This is a genomic window from Micromonospora sp. NPDC005161 (assembly GCF_053599855.1).
The window spans coordinates 67918-84141 of record NZ_JBSFYQ010000012.1 but is presented as its reverse complement, the minus strand read 5'-3'; the positions used below and the strand labels follow the sequence as shown (position 1 = coordinate 84141).

At 73.3% G+C, this 16224-nt stretch carries 13 protein-coding genes, 1 pseudogene and 1 riboswitch; of the genes and pseudogenes, 4 read left to right on the top strand and 10 right to left on the bottom strand.

The window, feature by feature from the left end:
- Positions 1 to 25 precede the first annotated feature (25 nt).
- From pspM to ACWD5O_RS14295, 9 genes are all read right to left on the bottom strand, one after another.
- A complete protein-coding gene (gene pspM, locus ACWD5O_RS14335) occupies positions 26 to 811 on the bottom strand; it encodes a phage shock envelope stress response protein PspM (protein ID WP_450085540.1) in 786 nt (261 codons plus the stop codon).
- A 23-nt stretch (positions 812 to 834) separates the two neighbouring features.
- Positions 835 to 1716: a PspA/IM30 family protein gene (locus ACWD5O_RS14330; protein ID WP_354963208.1), complete on the bottom strand. Its 882-nt coding sequence runs from the start codon at positions 1714 to 1716 to the stop codon at positions 835 to 837.
- Positions 1717 to 1916: 200 nt separating this feature from the next.
- Positions 1917 to 2375 (bottom strand): helix-turn-helix domain-containing protein, encoded by a 459-nt coding sequence (locus ACWD5O_RS14325; protein ID WP_089017185.1) that lies wholly within the window; start codon positions 2373 to 2375, stop codon positions 1917 to 1919.
- A gap of 152 nt (positions 2376 to 2527) precedes the next feature.
- Positions 2528 to 3121, bottom strand: coding sequence for a CinA family protein (locus tag ACWD5O_RS14320; protein ID WP_450085539.1), 594 nt, complete (start codon positions 3119 to 3121; stop codon positions 2528 to 2530).
- A gap of 153 nt (positions 3122 to 3274) precedes the next feature.
- Entirely contained in the window at positions 3275 to 3865 is a 591-nt protein-coding gene (pgsA, locus tag ACWD5O_RS14315; RefSeq protein WP_450085595.1) for a CDP-diacylglycerol--glycerol-3-phosphate 3-phosphatidyltransferase, read from the bottom strand.
- Positions 3866 to 3942: 77 nt separating this feature from the next.
- Complete coding sequence (rimO, locus tag ACWD5O_RS14310; RefSeq protein WP_450085538.1) at positions 3943 to 5478, bottom strand: 30S ribosomal protein S12 methylthiotransferase RimO; 1536 nt, start codon at positions 5476 to 5478, stop codon at positions 3943 to 3945.
- Positions 5479 to 5586: 108 nt separating this feature from the next.
- Complete coding sequence (locus ACWD5O_RS14305) at positions 5587 to 7476, bottom strand: DUF2207 family protein (protein WP_450085537.1); 1890 nt, start codon at positions 7474 to 7476, stop codon at positions 5587 to 5589.
- Between the two features lie 2 nt (positions 7477 to 7478).
- Positions 7479 to 8045 (bottom strand): LemA family protein, encoded by a 567-nt coding sequence (locus tag ACWD5O_RS14300; protein WP_450085536.1) that lies wholly within the window; start codon positions 8043 to 8045, stop codon positions 7479 to 7481.
- 146 nt (positions 8046 to 8191) lie between these two features.
- On the bottom strand, positions 8192 to 9115 hold the full coding sequence (locus tag ACWD5O_RS14295; RefSeq protein WP_450085535.1) for an ornithine cyclodeaminase family protein: 924 nt from the start codon (positions 9113 to 9115) through the stop codon (positions 8192 to 8194).
- A gap of 101 nt (positions 9116 to 9216) precedes the next feature.
- A riboswitch (guanidine-III (ykkC-III) riboswitch) is annotated at positions 9217 to 9284 on the top strand.
- Between the two features lie 60 nt (positions 9285 to 9344).
- On the opposite strand from ACWD5O_RS14295, the gene sugE reads away from it, so the two are divergent.
- Both sugE and ACWD5O_RS14285 read left to right on the top strand, forming a co-directional pair.
- Positions 9345 to 9659: a quaternary ammonium compound efflux SMR transporter SugE gene (sugE, locus tag ACWD5O_RS14290; RefSeq protein ID WP_354963213.1), complete on the top strand. Its 315-nt coding sequence runs from the start codon at positions 9345 to 9347 to the stop codon at positions 9657 to 9659.
- A gap of 91 nt (positions 9660 to 9750) precedes the next feature.
- Positions 9751 to 9996 (top strand): hypothetical protein, encoded by a 246-nt coding sequence (locus ACWD5O_RS14285; protein ID WP_328424690.1) that lies wholly within the window; start codon positions 9751 to 9753, stop codon positions 9994 to 9996.
- Between the two features lie 73 nt (positions 9997 to 10069).
- Here ACWD5O_RS14285 and ACWD5O_RS14280 read toward each other — a convergent pair.
- Positions 10070 to 13996, bottom strand: a pseudogene (locus ACWD5O_RS14280) (DNA translocase FtsK 4TM domain-containing protein); the annotation flags it as partial.
- A 113-nt stretch (positions 13997 to 14109) separates the two neighbouring features.
- On the opposite strand from ACWD5O_RS14280, the gene ACWD5O_RS14275 reads away from it, so the two are divergent.
- Entirely contained in the window at positions 14110 to 14580 is a 471-nt protein-coding gene (locus tag ACWD5O_RS14275; protein WP_354963214.1) for a type III secretion system chaperone family protein, read from the top strand.
- A complete protein-coding gene (locus tag ACWD5O_RS14270) occupies positions 14577 to 16217 on the top strand; it encodes a YbjN domain-containing protein (protein WP_450085534.1) in 1641 nt (546 codons plus the stop codon). The genes ACWD5O_RS14275 and ACWD5O_RS14270 overlap by 4 nt, the downstream gene beginning before the upstream one ends.
- Positions 16218 to 16224: the final 7 nt, after the last annotated feature.

The following is a 16224-nucleotide window of genomic DNA, read 5'->3' as shown; positions in this document are numbered from 1 at the left end:
GCGCCGGGTCAGCGGGTGTACGGGCTCAGCGGGTGGGTGCGCGCAGCGGGGTGCCGACCGCGCGCAGCTCGGCCAACGCCGAGGCCACGCCGTGCAGCAGGTCGGTCGCCTCGGTGAGCCGGGCGGCGGCCGGGTGGGCGGTCTCCGGTCGGGCGTCCTCGGCCAGGTAGCCGGCGGCGGCGACGACCAGCCGCTCGTAGGCCGCGACCCCGCTCTCCAACTGGGCGGTCAACGCGCCGTGCGCCTCGGCCAGCGGCGCCCGCGCGTCGGCGGGGGCCAGCCGCAGCGCCCGTTCGACGCTGGCCACCCGGGCGGCCAGGTCACGCAGCGACCGGTCGGCGGCGGCGGCCTCCAGCACCGCCGGCTCGGCCAGCCCGGTGAGCCGGGTGGTCATCCCGGCCAGGGTGAGCGCTGCCCGATCGAGTCGGGCCCACTGCTGCCCGGCACTGGTGCCGCGCAGCGCGACCCGGCTGCGGACCCGGCGTACCTCGGCCAGCACTCCGGAACCGACCGGCAGCCGCTCGACCGCGGCCACCAGCCGGGCCCGCGAACGGGCTGCGGCCTCGGCCGGGTCCAACGCGGGGGGCGCCGGCCGGGCGGCCAGCGCGCGCAGGTCGACCCAGCGCCAGGCGGCCAGCGCCACCGCGCTGCCGGCGGCGCCGGCCCAGGCCGCGTCGGGCAGACCGAGACCGGCGTACGGGGTCAGCACCGCCGCGGCGCCGCCGAGCCCACCGGCCAACACGCTCCACCGCCGCGCGGACCGGCGCAGCCGGTCCAGCCGACGGAAGTACCGCGTCCGCTCGTCTGCCACGCTGACCTCCTCGGGCCGGTCGTTCAGCCGGCGGCGGTCGGGTCGCCGGTGCCCCGTTCGCGGGCCATGCTGGCCCGGAGCTCGTCCAGCCGGGCAGCGGCGGTCGGGTCGCTGGCCGGGCCGGCCGCGCCCGTCGTCTCGCCCTGCGGCACCGCCGGTCGCTGCGCCGCGCCGCCGAGCTGTTCCCCGGCCATGCTGGACCGGATCTGCTCCAGCCGGGCCGAGCCGGCCGAGTCGATGCTCGCCTTCTGGATCTCCAACATCCGGCCCTCGACCGAGTTGCCGGCCAACTCCGCCCGGCCCATCGCGTTGGCGTACCGCCGCTCGATGCGGTCGCGGACCTCGTCCAGGGACGGGGTGGTGCCGGGTGCGGTCAGCGACGACATCGACTCCAGCGAGCGGGCCACCGTCTCCTGCATCTTGGCCTGCTCCAGCTGGCTGAGCAGCTTGGTGCGCTCGGCGAGCTTCTGCTGGAGGATCATCGAGTTGTTCTCCACCGCCCGACGGGCCTGCGCGGCGGCGCCCAGCGCCTGGTCGTGCAGGGTCTTCAGGTCCTCGGTGGCCTGCTCGGCGGAGACCAGCTGGGTGGCCAGGGTCTGCGCGGACTGCTCGAACCGCCCGGCCTCGGCCTCGTCACCCTTGGCCCGGGCCTGGTCGGCGAGCACCAGGGCCTGCCGGGCGTTGCCCTGCAACCGCTCGACCTCGGACATCTGCCGGGACAGCTTCATCTCCAGCTGACGCTGGTTGCCGATCACCGCGGCAGCCTGCTGCACCAGCGCCTGGTGCTGACGCTGGGCATCCTCGATGGCCTGCTGAATCTGCACCTTGGGATCGGCATGCTCGTCGATCTTGGCACCGAAGAGCGCCATCAGGTAGTTCCAGCCCTTGACGAACGGGTTCGCCATCTCCGCCGTATCCCCTCAGTAACGTCGATCCACCGTGGCCCGGCCGGATAGACCGGCCGACCACGACCCGGCCGGTCTCCATCGTCCCAGCCGGAGGCCAACGAGGCATCCGTACCGGGCGGTCGACGGCACCGGCAGCTCCTGCGGGCCACCCTACGCGGCCGGGGCCAACTCGCCCATGGTCAACCGGAAGGACGGGCTCAGGCGGCGCAGACCACGTCCCGGTCGCGCTCGGTGGGGCGGACCCGGGTACTGCGCAGCGTGGCCTTGAGCGGCGATTCCTGACGGACCGAGACGGCGACCTTGCCATCGGAGGTGACCTGGCGAACGCCCCGGTTGGTGTTCCTGCGAACGGCGGGGGCGGCGCCGACGGGCACGGCCTCGGCCGACTCGTCCTGCATCGGGACCAGCACCCCGGGCATCTGCTCGGCCAGCGCGACGGTGTCGCTGACCTCGCGCAGCAGCTCGGACAGGCGGGCGCCGAGCGCGTCGCAGATCGCGGCGAGCAGCTCGCTGGACGGCTCCTTGTGCCCGCGCTCGATCTCGGAGAGGTAACCAAGGCTGACGTTGGCGGCGGTGGACACCTCGCGCAGGGTGCGCTGCTGCCCCTGCCGGCGCGCCCGCAGTGCGTCACCGATCACCCGGCGTAGCAGGACCATCGCACCTCCCCCTGAGGGATACCTCTCGCTCGGCGTCCCGCAGCCGGTCGCGGCGGACCGCGCCGGCCCCGAGCGCCGAAGCCTTCCCGCAACCGTACCCGGTGTGGGCCCGGGCGACATCCCGCCCCGCCCGTCGGTTCGCCCGGGCCGGCTCACCGTCGCCCAGCCCCGGCCGTTCCCGCCGCGGCGGCGCTGCCGGTCCCCGCCGCCTCCGCGGCATCCGCGGCGTCCGCGGCGTGGATCCGCTCGCCGAGCAGCCGCAACGCCTCGGTCACCGCCGCCGATCGGACGTGGTCCCGGCCGCCGTCCAGATCGAGCTGGCGCACCTCACCGCCGTCCGGGCCGGCGACCGCGACGTAGACCAGGCCGACCGGCTTGCCGTCCTGCGGCTCGGGACCGGCGACCCCGGTGGTGGCGAGCCCCCAGTCCGCGCCGCAGCGCTGCCGGCCACCCTCGGCGAGCGCCGCCGCCACGTCCGGGTCGACGGGCCCCCGCTCGGCCAGCAGCTCGGCCGGTACGCCCGCCAGCTCGGACTTCAACTCGGTGGCGTAGACCACCAGCCCACCCCGGTAGACGTCGCTGACCCCGGCGATCTCCACGATCGAGGCGGCGAGCAGCCCACCGGTGAGTGACTCGGCCGTGGCCAGCGTCTCGTGCCTCTGCGACAGGCTGTGCACCACGCCCGCGGCCGGACTGCCGACCTCTGGGCTGCCCACCGGCCGTTCCCGACCCTCATCCCGCTCCATGCACCCGTCCTTCCCCACCCATTCCCACCCAACCCTCCCCCGACCGGTGGCGTCGATCATGAAGTTACTGCCCCGACACGCCGCGCCGGACGGCGATAACTTCATGATCGACGGGGCGACGGCGGGGGCGGGGTCCGTGGGGTCGGGGTGGGGTCAGCGGGGGTGGCGGAGGCGGAGGGCCTGGGCTATGTAGTCGAAGCCGGTGGCGACGGTGACCAGGACGGCGGCGCCCATGATCCAGGGGCCCACGGGGGCGAGGGCGGCCGGCATCGGCCAGAGGTACCAGGCGATGGCCAGGATCTGGAGCGCCGTTTTGATCTTGCCGCCTCGGCTGGCCGCGATCACGCCGTGCCGAATCACCCAGAACCGCAGCCCGGTGATCCCCAGCTCACGGACGAGGATCAGCGCGGTCACCCACCAGGGCAGCCGGTCGTACCAGGAGAGCAGCACCAGGGCGGCGCCGGTGAGCGCCTTGTCCGCGATCGGGTCGGCCACCTTGCCGACCGAGGTGACCAGCCCGAACCGGCGGGCGATCCAGCCGTCCACCAGGTCGGTCGCGGAGGCGACCGCGAAGATCAGGCAGGCCGCCATCCGCCAGCCGGCGTGGGTCATCCCGGCCATGATCACCGAGGCGGCGAAGACCGGCACCAGCACCAGCCGTAACGCGGTCAGCGCGTTGGCCGCGTTGAGCACCGGCACCCCGGGAACCACCCGAGGCGGCGTGGACTCCGTCGCCCCGGTCACCGCCTCGCCCCACTCGGACCGCCGTGGCGTTCCCGACACCGCACCACCTGGGTCCCCCGCTCCGCTCGGGCCCGCCGTCACCGTGCCGCGCCGGGCGCCGCCGAGATCATCTCATCCGGCACGGCGAGCAGGTCCACCCCTTCGGTGCCGGTCACCCTTGCCCGCACGAGGTCACCCGGGCGCAGCGCGGCCAGGTCGACCCCGCCCTCGACCGGGGCGACCAGGGTCGTCGAGCCGTCCACCTCCGGCGCCTGGTGCGCCGCCCGGCCCTCCACCACGCCATCGACGATCGAGTCGACCAGCACCTCGACGGTCGAGCCGAGCCGATCCTCCGCCCGCTGCGAGCAGAGCTCGTCGGCGAGCGCGCTGAGCCGGTCGTAGCGCCGCTTGATCGTCGCGGCGGAGACCTTGCCGGGCAGCCCGGCGGCCTCGGTGCCGTCCTCGTCGCTGTAGTCGAACATGCCGATCGCGTCGAGCCGGGCCTCGGTCAGGAAGCGGACCAGCTCGTCGACGTCGCCGCGGGTCTCGCCGGGGAAGCCGACGATGAAGTTGCTCCGGGCGCCCGCCTCCGGGGCCAGCGCCCGGGCGCTCGCCAGCAGCTCCAGGAACCGGTCGGTGGAGCCGAAGCGGCGCATCCGGCGGAGCACCGGCTCGCTCGAGTGCTGGAACGACAGGTCGAAGTACGGGGCCACCCCCGGCGTGCCGGCGATCGCCTCGACCAACCCGGGCCGGGTCTCGGCCGGCTGGAGGTAGCTCACCCGGACCCGGACGATGCCGGACACCGCGGCGAGCTGCGGCAGCAGCTTCTCCAGCGCCCGGGGATCGCCCAGGTCCTTGCCGTACGAGGTGGAGTTTTCGCTGACCAGCACCAGCTCCCGGACGCCGGACTTGGCCAGCCACTCCGCCTCGGCGAGCAGCTCGTCCGGGGTACGCGAGACGAACGCCCCACGGAAGGCCGGGATGGCGCAGAACGCGCAGCGGCGGTCGCAGCCGCTGGCCAGCTTCAGCGAGGCGACCGGGCCGGTGTCCAGCCGGCGGCGCAGCACCTGACGCAGGTGCGCCGGGGTGTGCTCGTCGGTGTCGACGGCCGTGCGGGCCGGGCTGCCGTGCCCGGGCAGCGACACCGCGGCGTCGCGCCGCTTAACCGGGGTGAGCGGCAACAGCTCCCGCCGGTCCCGCGGGGTGTGCGCGGTGACCTGCTCGCCGGCGACGACTGCGCTCAGTCGGGCGGCGATGTCCGGGTAGTCGTCGAAGCTCAGCACCGCCTGCGCCTCGGGCAGGCTGTCGGCCAGCTCCCGGCCGTACCGCTCGGCCATGCAGCCGGCGGCGACCACCTTCGCGCCGGTCTCGGCGGCGGCGAGCAGGGTCTGGATGGAGTCCTGCTTGGCCTTCTCCACGAAGCCACAGGTGTTCACGACCACCACGTCGGCGCCCTCACCGTCCGTGGTCACCTGCCAGCCGTCGGCGTGCAGCCGGGCGGCCAGCTCCTCCGAGTCGACCTCGTTGCGGGCACAGCCCAGGGTGAGCAGGGCCACGCGACGGCCCTCGGCGGCGGACGACAGCTCCAGCGGCGTCGGACGCGCCGAGCTGGAAGGGGAGGTGGCAGACACCATCCGAGGGTACCGGGCCGACCGGGGAAGCCCGTGCACGCGGGCGGCCGGGAGATCGGGCGCACTCCTGCGCCCGTACCTCGGCACCTCCTTCGGGCCCCAGCCCGCTCCTCAGCCCGCCCCGCTGTGCTGCGGCGCGGACTCGCTCGGCAGCCGGGACAGGGCGGTGGAGAGCAGCCCGGCGAGCTGTTCGGCCTCGATCTCGCCGGCGCCCGGCCCGCGGACCAGCAGCAGCACGAGGTCCCCCCGGCGGCCGACCACCCGGTCCGGCCCGGCGTACGCCTCGTCACCCACCTCGGGCAGCGGGACACCCGTGCTCCGCCCGACAGTCAGGTTGAACCGGGCCATCGTTCCCCGGGTGACCTGGAGCGCGAGGACGGTCGCCCCGCTGCCGTCGACGAACGACGCCATGCCCCGCACCTGACCGGTGCTCGTGGCCGGTCTGACCAACGACACCCGCCGGCCGGTCGCGGCGCCCACCTCCGTCGCGCTGAGCAGGCGCTCCGGCTGGACCGCGCCGTGGGTCGCCGTGGCGGGCAGGACGCTGCCGGCCGGCGGCTCCTCCTCGGCGTACGCGTCCGGGTCGGCCTGCTCGGGCGCCGCGCGCTGGACGGTCACCCCGAGCACCCGCCGGGTCCACGGCCGGACCCGTGCGGTGACCACGTCGCCGAGCCGGCACTCCCCCGCGATCTGGTCCGGGATGATCCACGCACGGAGCCGCTCGGCGTGGCCGTCGTCGATGACGAGGTAATGGTTGATCGTCCGTCCCGGCCCGTCGTCCGACGTCTGCCGCTGCCACACCTGGTGCCAGAGCACCTCGCCGGTGACCGTGGCCGGGGCCACCAGGTCGACCAGCGCCCGGAGGAGGAGATACCCGGCGAGGCCGAGCAGCGCGAACCCGAGCAGGACGAAGCCGAGCGTGACCGGGCGGAGGTCTGTGAACCCCGTCGAGCCGGCCGACGAGTCCCCGGTCGAGGCGAGGAACACCCCGCCGACCACCCGGGCGAACGTCCAGCCCAGCAGGCCGGCGATCAGCGCCCGGAAGACGACCCAGCCCAGCGGCTGGCCGTACCGGGGCAGCCCGCGCGGATAGCTGACGCTGACCCGACGCCACCCGCCCCCGTACGACGACCAGAGCCGTTTCCGGTCGGCCATGCCCAAATCGATCACCTGCGAGGCCACCCGGGTGACGCCGAGTGCGGCCCCGTACGGCAGATAGCGGTCCCAGACCGTGACGGCGGCGGGCGGCAGGTCGGCGAAGCTCTCGTGCCCGGCGAGCCAGGCGCGCAACCCCAGCCAGCGGGCGGCGGCGGCCCGGCCGGCGGGGGTGTCCCGTTCTCCGAGGTCCCGGCCGGCGAGGCCGGCGAGCGCGACGATGGTGACGAGGAAGGCGGCGACGGGAGCGAACGGGTCCTCGCCGGAGCGGGCCACATAGTGCCAGACCCCGCCCGCGACCCCGCCGGCGGCGACAGCGCCGAGCACGGTGAGCAGGACAACCAGTGCCCGAGAGAACCGCCGACGGGAGAGCCCGAGCCGCTGGGCGTCGGCCACGATCGACCGGCGCAGCCGTTTGGCCCACGAGGCGGATCGGTTGGCGTCCGAGAATCCCAGTGCGGTCAGCGGCACCATCCCGTCGACCGCGCGGGCCGCCACCCGGTCGAAGACTTGCCGCTCGTACCGGTTGAGGTCGTCGGGGGCGCGGCCGGTCAGGTGCACCGTGGTGTGCCGGGGATCGGGGCCGGCCTGGCGCAGCTCCAGGTAACGGCGCGCGGCGAGGTCGAGCAACGTGGACTCGGCTGCGTCCACGGTGAACTGCCAGCGGTTGGCCAGCAGGCTGACCACGGCCGGCGGCTCCTGGCCGGGGAACTCCATGGCAGCGGGCGCCAAGGCTACGGCGGCGGGCCGGCTGGCCAACCGGGTGATCCCGTAGACCAGCGCCCAGAGGGCGAGGCCCGCGACCGGCAGGCCGATCTCGACGACCGGGTCGGAGAATTCCAGCACGGCTAGAACCGGACGGAGACGTCGGTGCGCTCCGGACCGGTCGCCTCGAAGTACGACTCCGGACGGAAGCCGCCCAGCCCGGCGATGACGTTGGTGGGCAGGGTCCGCACGGCCGTGTTGAGCGATTGAACGGCCGAGTTGTAGAACTGCCGCGCGTAGGCGATCTTGTCCTCGGTGGCGGCCAGCTCACGCTGCAGCCCGGCGAAGTTCTCACTCGCCCGCAGCTGCGGGTACGCCTCGGCGACGGCGAACAGCCGGCCGAGCGCCTCGGTCAACGCACCCTCGGCGTCGACCCGCGCCGGCCCACCACCCGCCACCGTCGTGGCCGTGACCCGTGCGGCGGTCACCGCTTCCAGCGTCGCCCGCTCGTGCCCGGCGTAGCCCTGCACCGTCGACACCAGGTTGGGGATCAGCGAATGTCGCCGTTTGAGCTGGACGTCCACCTGCGCCCAGGACGCCTGCACCTGGGCCCGCAACCGCACGAGCCGGTTGTAGCCGCCGACCGTGACGACCAGCAGCACGACGACGAGCACCACCACGACAGCTACCAGCACCAGCCCGAGGTTCATGACACCTCACGTTCGGGTTGCTCCGCCGGCCCCGTCGCGGCGGTCGCCTCCATGATGATCGGTTCCCGGGGCCGGCAACTCCGCCCGGTCGCCTATGCGACCGTCCACTGTTCGGTCAGTCCCGATCGCGCCGGCTCGCGAACCGGTCAGCGCGCCGCGGCTCCCACCCGGGTCAGCCGGTCGAGCAGGAAGACCTCGGTCCCGGCCAGACCGGTGGAGCAGAAGACGGAGACCTGGTCCGCGGTGGTTCGGCCGGGGACCGCGCCGGCCAGGATGCCGCCCAGGTCAAGCAGCCGCCCGGCGTACGGGGGCGTGGCGGCGAGCATCGGCGGCCGGTAGTCCTTCGCCTGGGCCGGCGAGTCGGTGACCAGCAGGTCGGCGGCGTCGAGCAGGTCGGCACCGAACTCGCTGCGATCGCGCTGCTTGAAGCCGACCGCGTTGACGTGCGTGCCGGGGCTCAGGTCGGCGGCGCAGAGCACCGGGGTCGGGCTGGTGGTGGCGAGCACCACCATGTCCCGCCCGGCCACCGCCGAGCCGGGGTCGGCCACCGCGCGGGCCGGCACGTCCAACTCGGCGCGGACCCGGGCGGCGAAGGCGTCCCGCCGGGCGGCGGAGCGGCTGTGCACCACCACCTCGCGCAGTGGGCGGACCGCCGCGGCGGCCCAGACCTGGGTCCACGCCTGCCGACCGGAGCCGATCACACCGAGGGTGGCCGCGTCCGGTCGGGCCAGCGCGTCGACCGCCACGCCACCCAGCCCTCCGGTACGCCGGGAGCCCAACTCCTCGCCGATCGCGACGGCCCGGATCGCGCCGGTGCGGGCGTCGTGCAGCACCACCAACTGCTCGCCCTGCGGGTGGCCGAAGGTGTCGTACGAACGGAAGCCGTACCACTCGTCGACCAGGTGCCCGGCGGTGAGCACCATCCGCCCACCGCTGAGCGAGGCGGTGGCCCGGGGCGGGGCGACCAGCCGCCCGTCGTACGCGGCCAGCAGGGCGGCGCGCATGGCGTCGACCGTGGTGGCGGCGTCCAGCACGGCGGCGACCTCGGGGTCGGCGTAGAGCAGGGTCATGACCGCCATACTGCAAGTTGAAGTGAGGTGCAGGTCAACGCGAGGTGGCGGGGGTCACCGAGCCGTCGGCGGACCGGGGCCGGTGCTAGCGTCGGTGCCGGTGGCCCGGTCGTCCGTGGCCGCCCCGGACGAGTGGTGGGCGTACCCGGTCAGGCCAAGACGCCCCGCGTGACGTGCAGACTCCACTCGTCCCGGCGCGACAGCCCGGGCGCTCCCCGTGAGGTGAACGATGGCCTGGCTGGTATTGGTGATCTCGGGACTGCTGGAGACGGCCTGGGCGATCGCCCTGGAACGCAGCGCCGGCTTCAGCCGGCTGATCCCGTCGCTGGTGTTCGCGGTGACCCTGGCGCTGAGCATGGGCGGGCTGGCGTACGCGCTGCGGGAGATCCCGATCGGCACCGGGTACGCGGTCTGGGTCGGCATCGGCGCGGTCGGCACCGCCCTGGTCGGGATGCTGGCGCTCGGCGAGTCGGCGAGCCTGCCCCGGATCCTGTGCCTGCTGCTGGTGGTGGCCGGCGTCGTCGGTTTGAAGATCTTCCACTGAGTACCGCGCGGCGCGGCGCCGGTACGCGTGAGCAGCGCCCACAGTGGGTAGAGATCGATCCGTCACGACAGGCTCTCACCCGGAGGCAGACATGGCCGACATGCCCAGCACCGCCCGCCCGCGCAGCAACGCCGCCCGGATCCTCACCATCGTGGGCTTCGTCTTCGCAGTGCTCGCCCTGCTGCTCAACCCGATCATTTTCGGCGTGCTCGGCGTGATCGCCGGCATCGTCGGCGCGGTGCTCGGCGACAAGCCGTTGGGCTGGTACGCCGCTGCGGCCAGCGTCGTCGCCGCGGTGATCAGCCTGGTGATCATCTCCGCGCTGATCAACAACTGACCACTTCTTCCGCCACGGGCCCGCCGGACACCGGCGGGCCCGCCGCGTTGCCCGGTCAGTCTCCGCCGCCGCGCAGGCCGACCAGGACCTCCTCCAGCTCGTCCGGCTTGACCAGCACGTCGCGCGCCTTCGACCCCTCCGACGGCCCGACCACGCCACGGGTCTCCATCAGGTCCATCAGCCGGCCCGCCTTGGCGAAGCCGACCCGCAACTTGCGCTGGAGCATCGAGGTGGAGCCGAACTGCGAGGTGACCACCAGCTCGACCGCCTGCGTCAACAGGTCGAGGTCGTCGCCGATGTCCTCGTCGATCTTCTTCTTGGTGTCCTGTGCGGGGGCCAGCACGTCCTTGCGGAACTCCGGCTCGCGCTGGCCCTTGCAAAACTTCACCACATCGGCGATCTCGCGCTCGGTGACCCAGGCGCCCTGGATCCGCACCGGCTTGGAGGCGCCCATCGGCAGGAACAGCCCGTCACCGCGGCCGAGCAGCTTCTCCGCGCCCGGCTGGTCGAGGATGACCCGCGAGTCGGCCAGCGAGGAGGTGGCGAACGCCAGCCGGGACGGCACGTTCGCCTTGATCAGGCCGGTCACCACGTCGACCGAGGGGCGCTGGGTGGCCAGCACCAGGTGGATGCCCGCCGCCCGGGCCAGCTGGGTGATCCGGACGACCGAGTCCTCCACGTCGCGCGGCGCGACCATCATCAAATCGGCCAGCTCGTCCACGATCACCAGCAGATACGGGTACGGACGCATCTCCCGTTCACTGCCCGGCGGGGCCTTGATCTCGCCGTTGCGTACCTTGCGGTTGAAGTCGTCAATGTGCCGGACCCCGTTGGCGGCGAGGTCGTCGTAGCGCATGTCCATCTCGCGGACGACCCAGTCCAGCGAGTCGGCCGCCTTCTTGGCGTTGGTCACGATGGGCGTGACCAGGTGCGGGATGCCCTCGTAGCCGGTCATCTCAACCCGCTTCGGGTCGATCAGCAGCAGCCGCACCTCGTCCGGGGTGGCCCGGGTGAGGACGGACACCAGCAGTGTGTTCAGGCAACTGGAGTTGTGCGTGGGGATGCACGCACGACTGGCCAGGTACAGGTGGCTCGGGCTGTCGACCTCGATGCATCGGACGGGTACCGAGGGGATCGGCCGCACGTCCACGATGTAACGCCGCGAGGTCGTCGCGCGCGTACTGATCACCTGGCGGCTTGCTTTGCGCGTCAGCCGGAAGACCTTGTCAGCCGGGGTGAAGTGAATCCGATAGCAGGTGGAGGTCAACTCACTCCGACCTTTTACCCGCTTGGTCGTCATTGTGGCCTGGTAACCGAGCCCGATGATCAACTCGAGAGCATCCTGCGCCAGACGCTCATTGGTGAGTGCGAGCTCGACTCCGCCTTGCGCGGAAACCGTGCCATCGGTGTCCAGCAGACCTGCCAGCAGGGCTCGCCGCTGCTGCTCAGAAGATCGCAGATAGCTGGCAGGGATGTGTTTCGTACCGAGCTCGCGGAACAACTGCCGCAGCGTCCGGTATCGGTCACGGGAAGGAGCTCCCGGCTCGATGTGGCTCGGCGGCTGAAGCCTTTCCTGACCGCGGGCCGCCAGACACACCGCGGAAAGGCCGACCCCGACCTGCCTGGCCGCCCGAGCGAGGCTCACGCCCCGGGTGAATAGCTCCACAGCCTCGGCGATTCGCCCGTCCCGCTCCGGCCTGTTCGAGATCGTGTACTGCATCCGGCTGGCGGGATGCTTTGTCACGACGTACCCGTCCAGACGAATGTTGTCCAGCAACTCCTCTTCGTCGCACGTAAAACCCGCCGACCCGGTGGTGCCATCACCCAGCCAGCAGCCCAAGGTGTACGGCGCGATCGGTAGATCCTGCTCTGGATAGTCGAGCGCTCCGCACACTGCCACCGCGTGATTGGTCCAGGATCCGCTACGCCCGACCACCCGTAGCGAGGCTGCTATCTCTGCCGTCGTGACTGGTCGATCGTCAAAGCTGAGCCTCCGACCTGATCGTCCCGGATCTGCGACAAGTTCGCGCAATGCCTGGTAGACCCGATGACGGGAATAGGTAGGGACCCGCCGGGTCACCTCGCGACCACCCCGCAGGTAGCTGGTCAGGGCGTTCCCTGGCTCCTTAGGCAACCCACGCACGATCCGGTACAGCACGTTCCGGAACTGCTGGCCGACATCTGCGATGACCTCGTCAGTCGACACCGGCCGATCGAGATCCGACAGCACCGTGTCGGCTCGTGCAGTCACCCGCTGCACATCATTGACGGACCAGTAGGAACCATCCTTCCAACGGTGGGTTCGCTGGGTCCGGCCAGCCCTCGTCGTCGTCTGCCACTGGTGCTGGGCGTCGGCGACGATGACCGTGCCGTCGGAAAACTCCACCTCGTAACAGGGGCGGTCATACATGACCGCAGTGGCGGCGACGATGGTGCACGGCCGGCCCTGCTCGTCGAACACCTTCCCACCTACCCGGAGGGCACCCATGGTGGACCATCCGTCAGGCGTAGGGATCGGTGTATCGAGGGCCAGTGCCTTCCCAGCGCCCGTGGCTCCCGCAATGAGAATGTGCGGCATCTTGGCGAGGTTGGCCACCACGTAGCCGCCCTCGATGTCCTTGCCGAGCGCCACGACCATCGGGTGGTGGTCGCTGGTCGCCGCCCGCGAGCGCAACACGTCGCCGAGCGCGACGTTCTCCGGGTCGGTGTTGGGGATCTCCACACCGACCGCGCTCTTGCCCGGGATCGGGCTCAGGATGCGTACGTCCGGCGACTTGACCGCGTACGCGATGTTGCGGGACAGCTGGGTGATCCGTTCGACCTTGACGCCGTGCCCCAGCTCCACCTCGTACCGGGTGACCGTCGGCCCCCGGGTGAAGCCGGTGACCGCGGCGTCCACGTCGAACTGGTCGAACACCCCGGTCAGCGCGGCGATCACCTCGTCGTTGGCCTTGCTGCGGGTCTTCGCGGCGGCGCCGGCGCTGAGCATGTTGGCCGGCGGCAGGGTGTAGTCGCCGGCCAGGCCGGTCAACGCGAGCTGCTCGGCGCGGGTCGGCGCGGGCGAGTGCTCCGGCGGCTCGGCCGGCTTGCGGCTGGCCGGCACCTTCGCCGGCGCCTTGCGCGGCAGCACCATCGTCTCCTGGAGGTCGGCGCCGTCCAGGTCGTCGAAGTCGTCCGGGTCCACCGGCGGCGGCATCCGCTTCGCGGGTCGCTTGCGCGCCGGCCGGACGGCCGTCCCGTCCGCCTCCTCCTCGGTGGCGTCCGGCGAGGCGACCAGCCCACCGGCGAGCAGGCCCAACCGCTCGGGAATCTTGTTGATCGGCGTGGCGGTGACCACGAGCAGGCCGAAGAGCAGGAGCAGGATCAGCAGCGGCACCGCGACCCACGCGGTGACCGCGCGCTCCAGCAGGCCGCCGACGCCGGCGCCGAGCAGGCCACCGGCGAAGTCACGCTGCACCGTGTCGACCGGGTCCTGGCCGATCTGGAGCAGCGCGGCGGTCGACACGAGCAGTGAGCCCCAGCCGATCAGCCCCCGGCCCCGGTGTGCCGGATCGGCCGGTTGGCGCATCAGACGCCAGGCCCCGATCATCAGCAGCACCGGCAAGACCACGGAGATCGCGCCCAGGAACAGTCGCACGGTGTCGGCCAGCCGCGTGCCGACCGGGCCCGCCCCGGAGAACCAGAGCGCGACGGCGCTGAGCAGGGCGAGGCCGAACAGCAGCAGACCCCCGCCGTCGCGGCGGTGCTCAGGGTCGAGGTCACGGGCGGAGGCGGCCTGCCGGCCGGCGGCCCGCACCGCCCACCCCATTCCGTGCGCCAGCCCCATCCACAGTGCACCGATAGCGCGGCCCACGTAGACGGCCGGTCCGGGCCGGGAGGCCGCGGTGCGGCGCCGAACCGGTGCCCGGGTCTTCTTCGCCGGTTGACGGGCACGGCTGTTGGTGCCACCGCGCGGCGACGCGCCGCGTCGCCGGCTCGCCTGAGAGGTACGGCCCGCCATAGAGTCACGGTAACGGCGGGACCCGGCAGATCGCCGCTTTTCCGGGTCGTGTCCGCGCGTCGCAGCACGGACCGCGCCGCCGGCCGTGATATCCGCCTCAGGAGGGATGCCCGATGGCGTCGCCGGGATTCGAGGACGATCCGCTGGCCGGGCACCCTGACGCGTTGCGTCCGTTGACCGGCGAACTGGTCGCGGCGGTGCTCGCCGCGCGCGGCCGGCCGGTCGGTCGAGCCGTCAACGGCGACCTGGTGGGCCGCTTCGACGACAACCTGATCTGGTTCCTGCGCCTCGGCGGGGACGGCGAGCTGCTCCAGGTCCGCACCCTGGTCGCGCCGACCTTCTCCATCGAGCAGGTGCCCGCGCTGTACGCCTTCTGCAACTCCTGGAACCACGACCGGCTCTGGCCGAAGGCGTTCGTGCACGTCGACGACGACGGCCGTGCTCGGGTCTGTGGTGAGGTGATCACCGATCTGGAACGCGGAGTGACCCCGCACCAGCTCGACCAGTTGCTCGACTGTGGCATCTCGGCCGGCTGCCAGCTCGCCGTGGCGGTCGGCCGGTTGCCGGGCGCGGTGCCGGCATGACCGGCCGGGAGGAGTCCACGGGCAGCCGGACGGATGATCCCGGCGCTGCGCGCAACGGCCCCGCTGAGCGGGTCGCCGTCCGTCGCGTTCCGGCGCTGGTGGCCGCGCTCGCCGACGCCCGGGACCTGCCCGACGGGCCGGGGCGGCTGGTGGCCCTGGAACGGCTCGCCGAGCGGGCGGACGCCGCCGGAGACGCGCGGACCGCGGTGGAAGCCCGCTTCGCGCTGATCGAGGCGTACCTGCTGCACGGAGAGCGGTGGCGTCTGGTCGAGCCGGTACGGCGCTGCCGGGCCGCCGCCGATCACCGACCCGAGCTGCTCGCCGACGCCGAAGCCGGTCCGCTGCTGCGCTACCAGCGGTACGCGGTGGAGGCGCTGCTCGGCACTCCCCGGGTCGGGCTGGACCAGACCCGGTCCCTCCTGGACGACCTGGCCCACCGGGTCGGCGCGGACGGGCCCGACGCGCCGACCGTCGCGGAGCTGCGCTGCCGGATCGCCGACCACCTCGGTGACGAACCCACCGCCCGCCACTGGTACCAGCGCTGGGCGGGGACGCGTCCCGGGCCGACCGGCGGTTGCCCGGGCTGCGCCCCGGCCCGACGCGCGGAGCTGCTCGCCGGCTGGGGCGAGTGGCGAGCCGCGCTCGCCGAGCTGCGGGAGTGCGCCGACGAGCCGGAGGACTGCACCGACCAGCCCGAGCGGGCGCTGGTCGCGGTGCTGCTGCCCGATCTGCGGGCCGGTGAGCCGGAGCGGGCCGCGGCGGCACACGTGCGGGCGTACCGGCGGCACCGGCGCGAGCGCGCGGCGTTCCCGCACCTCGCCGCGCACCTACGGTTCTGCGCGTTGGGCGGGCACCTGGAACGCGGGCTGGACGTCCTGGCCGAGCAGCTGCCCCGGTTGGACGAGCCCACCGACGACCTCGCCGCGATGGAGTTCGCCGCCGCGGGGGCGCTGGTCTGCGGGCTGGCCGTGGAGGCCGGCCTGGGCGGGCGGACGGTGCACCGCCCGGCGTACGACAGGCGGCCGGCCACCGAGCCGAACGTGGCGACCCTCGGCTCGCTGCTGCTCGGGGTCGCCAGTGAGCTGGCCGGCAGCTTCGACGCCCGCAACGGCACCGGCCACCACTCCGGGCGGATGGCTGCCTGGCTGGCCGAGCGTCCACTCGCCGAACCGGTCCCGCTGCCCGCCGACGACGAGCCCACCGAGGGGCCCGGTGACGGGCCGGGCGAGCAGGAGCTGGTGGCGCTGACCCTCGACACGATCACGGCGGCGCTGGACCGGCGCGGCGACCAGTACCTGGTGGACGAGGGCGCAACGGTGGTCGGGCGGTGGGGTGCCGCGGTGATCCAGTTCCGTCGGGCGGGCGAGAGGGGCGAGGTGCTGCACGCCCGGGCGATGGCCGTCCGCCGACTGCCGGTGGCGCGGCGCGCCGAGGCGTACGCCTTCTGCAACGCGTGGAACCACGACCGGCTGCTACCCAAGGCGTACGCACACGACCTCGGCGAGGAACTGGTGCTGGCCGGCGACGTGGCCACCGACCTGGCGCACGGGGTGACGCCGGCGCAGCTGCTGGTGCTGGTGGACGCCGCGATCGCCACCGGCGTCGCGTACGCCGAGGCGGTCGCCGCGCTGCCCTGACCAAGGG

Excerpts from the sequence above, each read along its gene's own strand:
- rimO (WP_450085538.1), bottom strand. The coding sequence starts at position 5,478 with ATGGTGTCTGCCACCTCCCCTTCCAGCTCGGCGCGTCCGACGCCGCTG.
- ACWD5O_RS14275 (WP_354963214.1), top strand. The coding sequence starts at position 14,110 with ATGGCGTCGCCGGGATTCGAGGACGATCCGCTGGCCGGGCACCCTGAC.
- ACWD5O_RS14285 (WP_328424690.1), top strand. The coding sequence starts at position 9,751 with ATGGCCGACATGCCCAGCACCGCCCGCCCGCGCAGCAACGCCGCCCGG.
- ACWD5O_RS14295 (WP_450085535.1), bottom strand. The coding sequence starts at position 9,115 with ATGACCCTGCTCTACGCCGACCCCGAGGTCGCCGCCGTGCTGGACGCC.
- ACWD5O_RS14300 (WP_450085536.1), bottom strand. The coding sequence starts at position 8,045 with ATGAACCTCGGGCTGGTGCTGGTAGCTGTCGTGGTGGTGCTCGTCGTC.
- sugE (WP_354963213.1), top strand. The coding sequence starts at position 9,345 with ATGGCCTGGCTGGTATTGGTGATCTCGGGACTGCTGGAGACGGCCTGG.
- ACWD5O_RS14330 (WP_354963208.1), bottom strand. The coding sequence starts at position 1,716 with ATGGCGAACCCGTTCGTCAAGGGCTGGAACTACCTGATGGCGCTCTTC.
- ACWD5O_RS14320 (WP_450085539.1), bottom strand. The coding sequence starts at position 3,121 with ATGGAGCGGGATGAGGGTCGGGAACGGCCGGTGGGCAGCCCAGAGGTC.
- ACWD5O_RS14270 (WP_450085534.1), top strand. The coding sequence starts at position 14,577 with ATGACCGGCCGGGAGGAGTCCACGGGCAGCCGGACGGATGATCCCGGC.
- ACWD5O_RS14325 (WP_089017185.1), bottom strand. The coding sequence starts at position 2,375 with ATGGTCCTGCTACGCCGGGTGATCGGTGACGCACTGCGGGCGCGCCGG.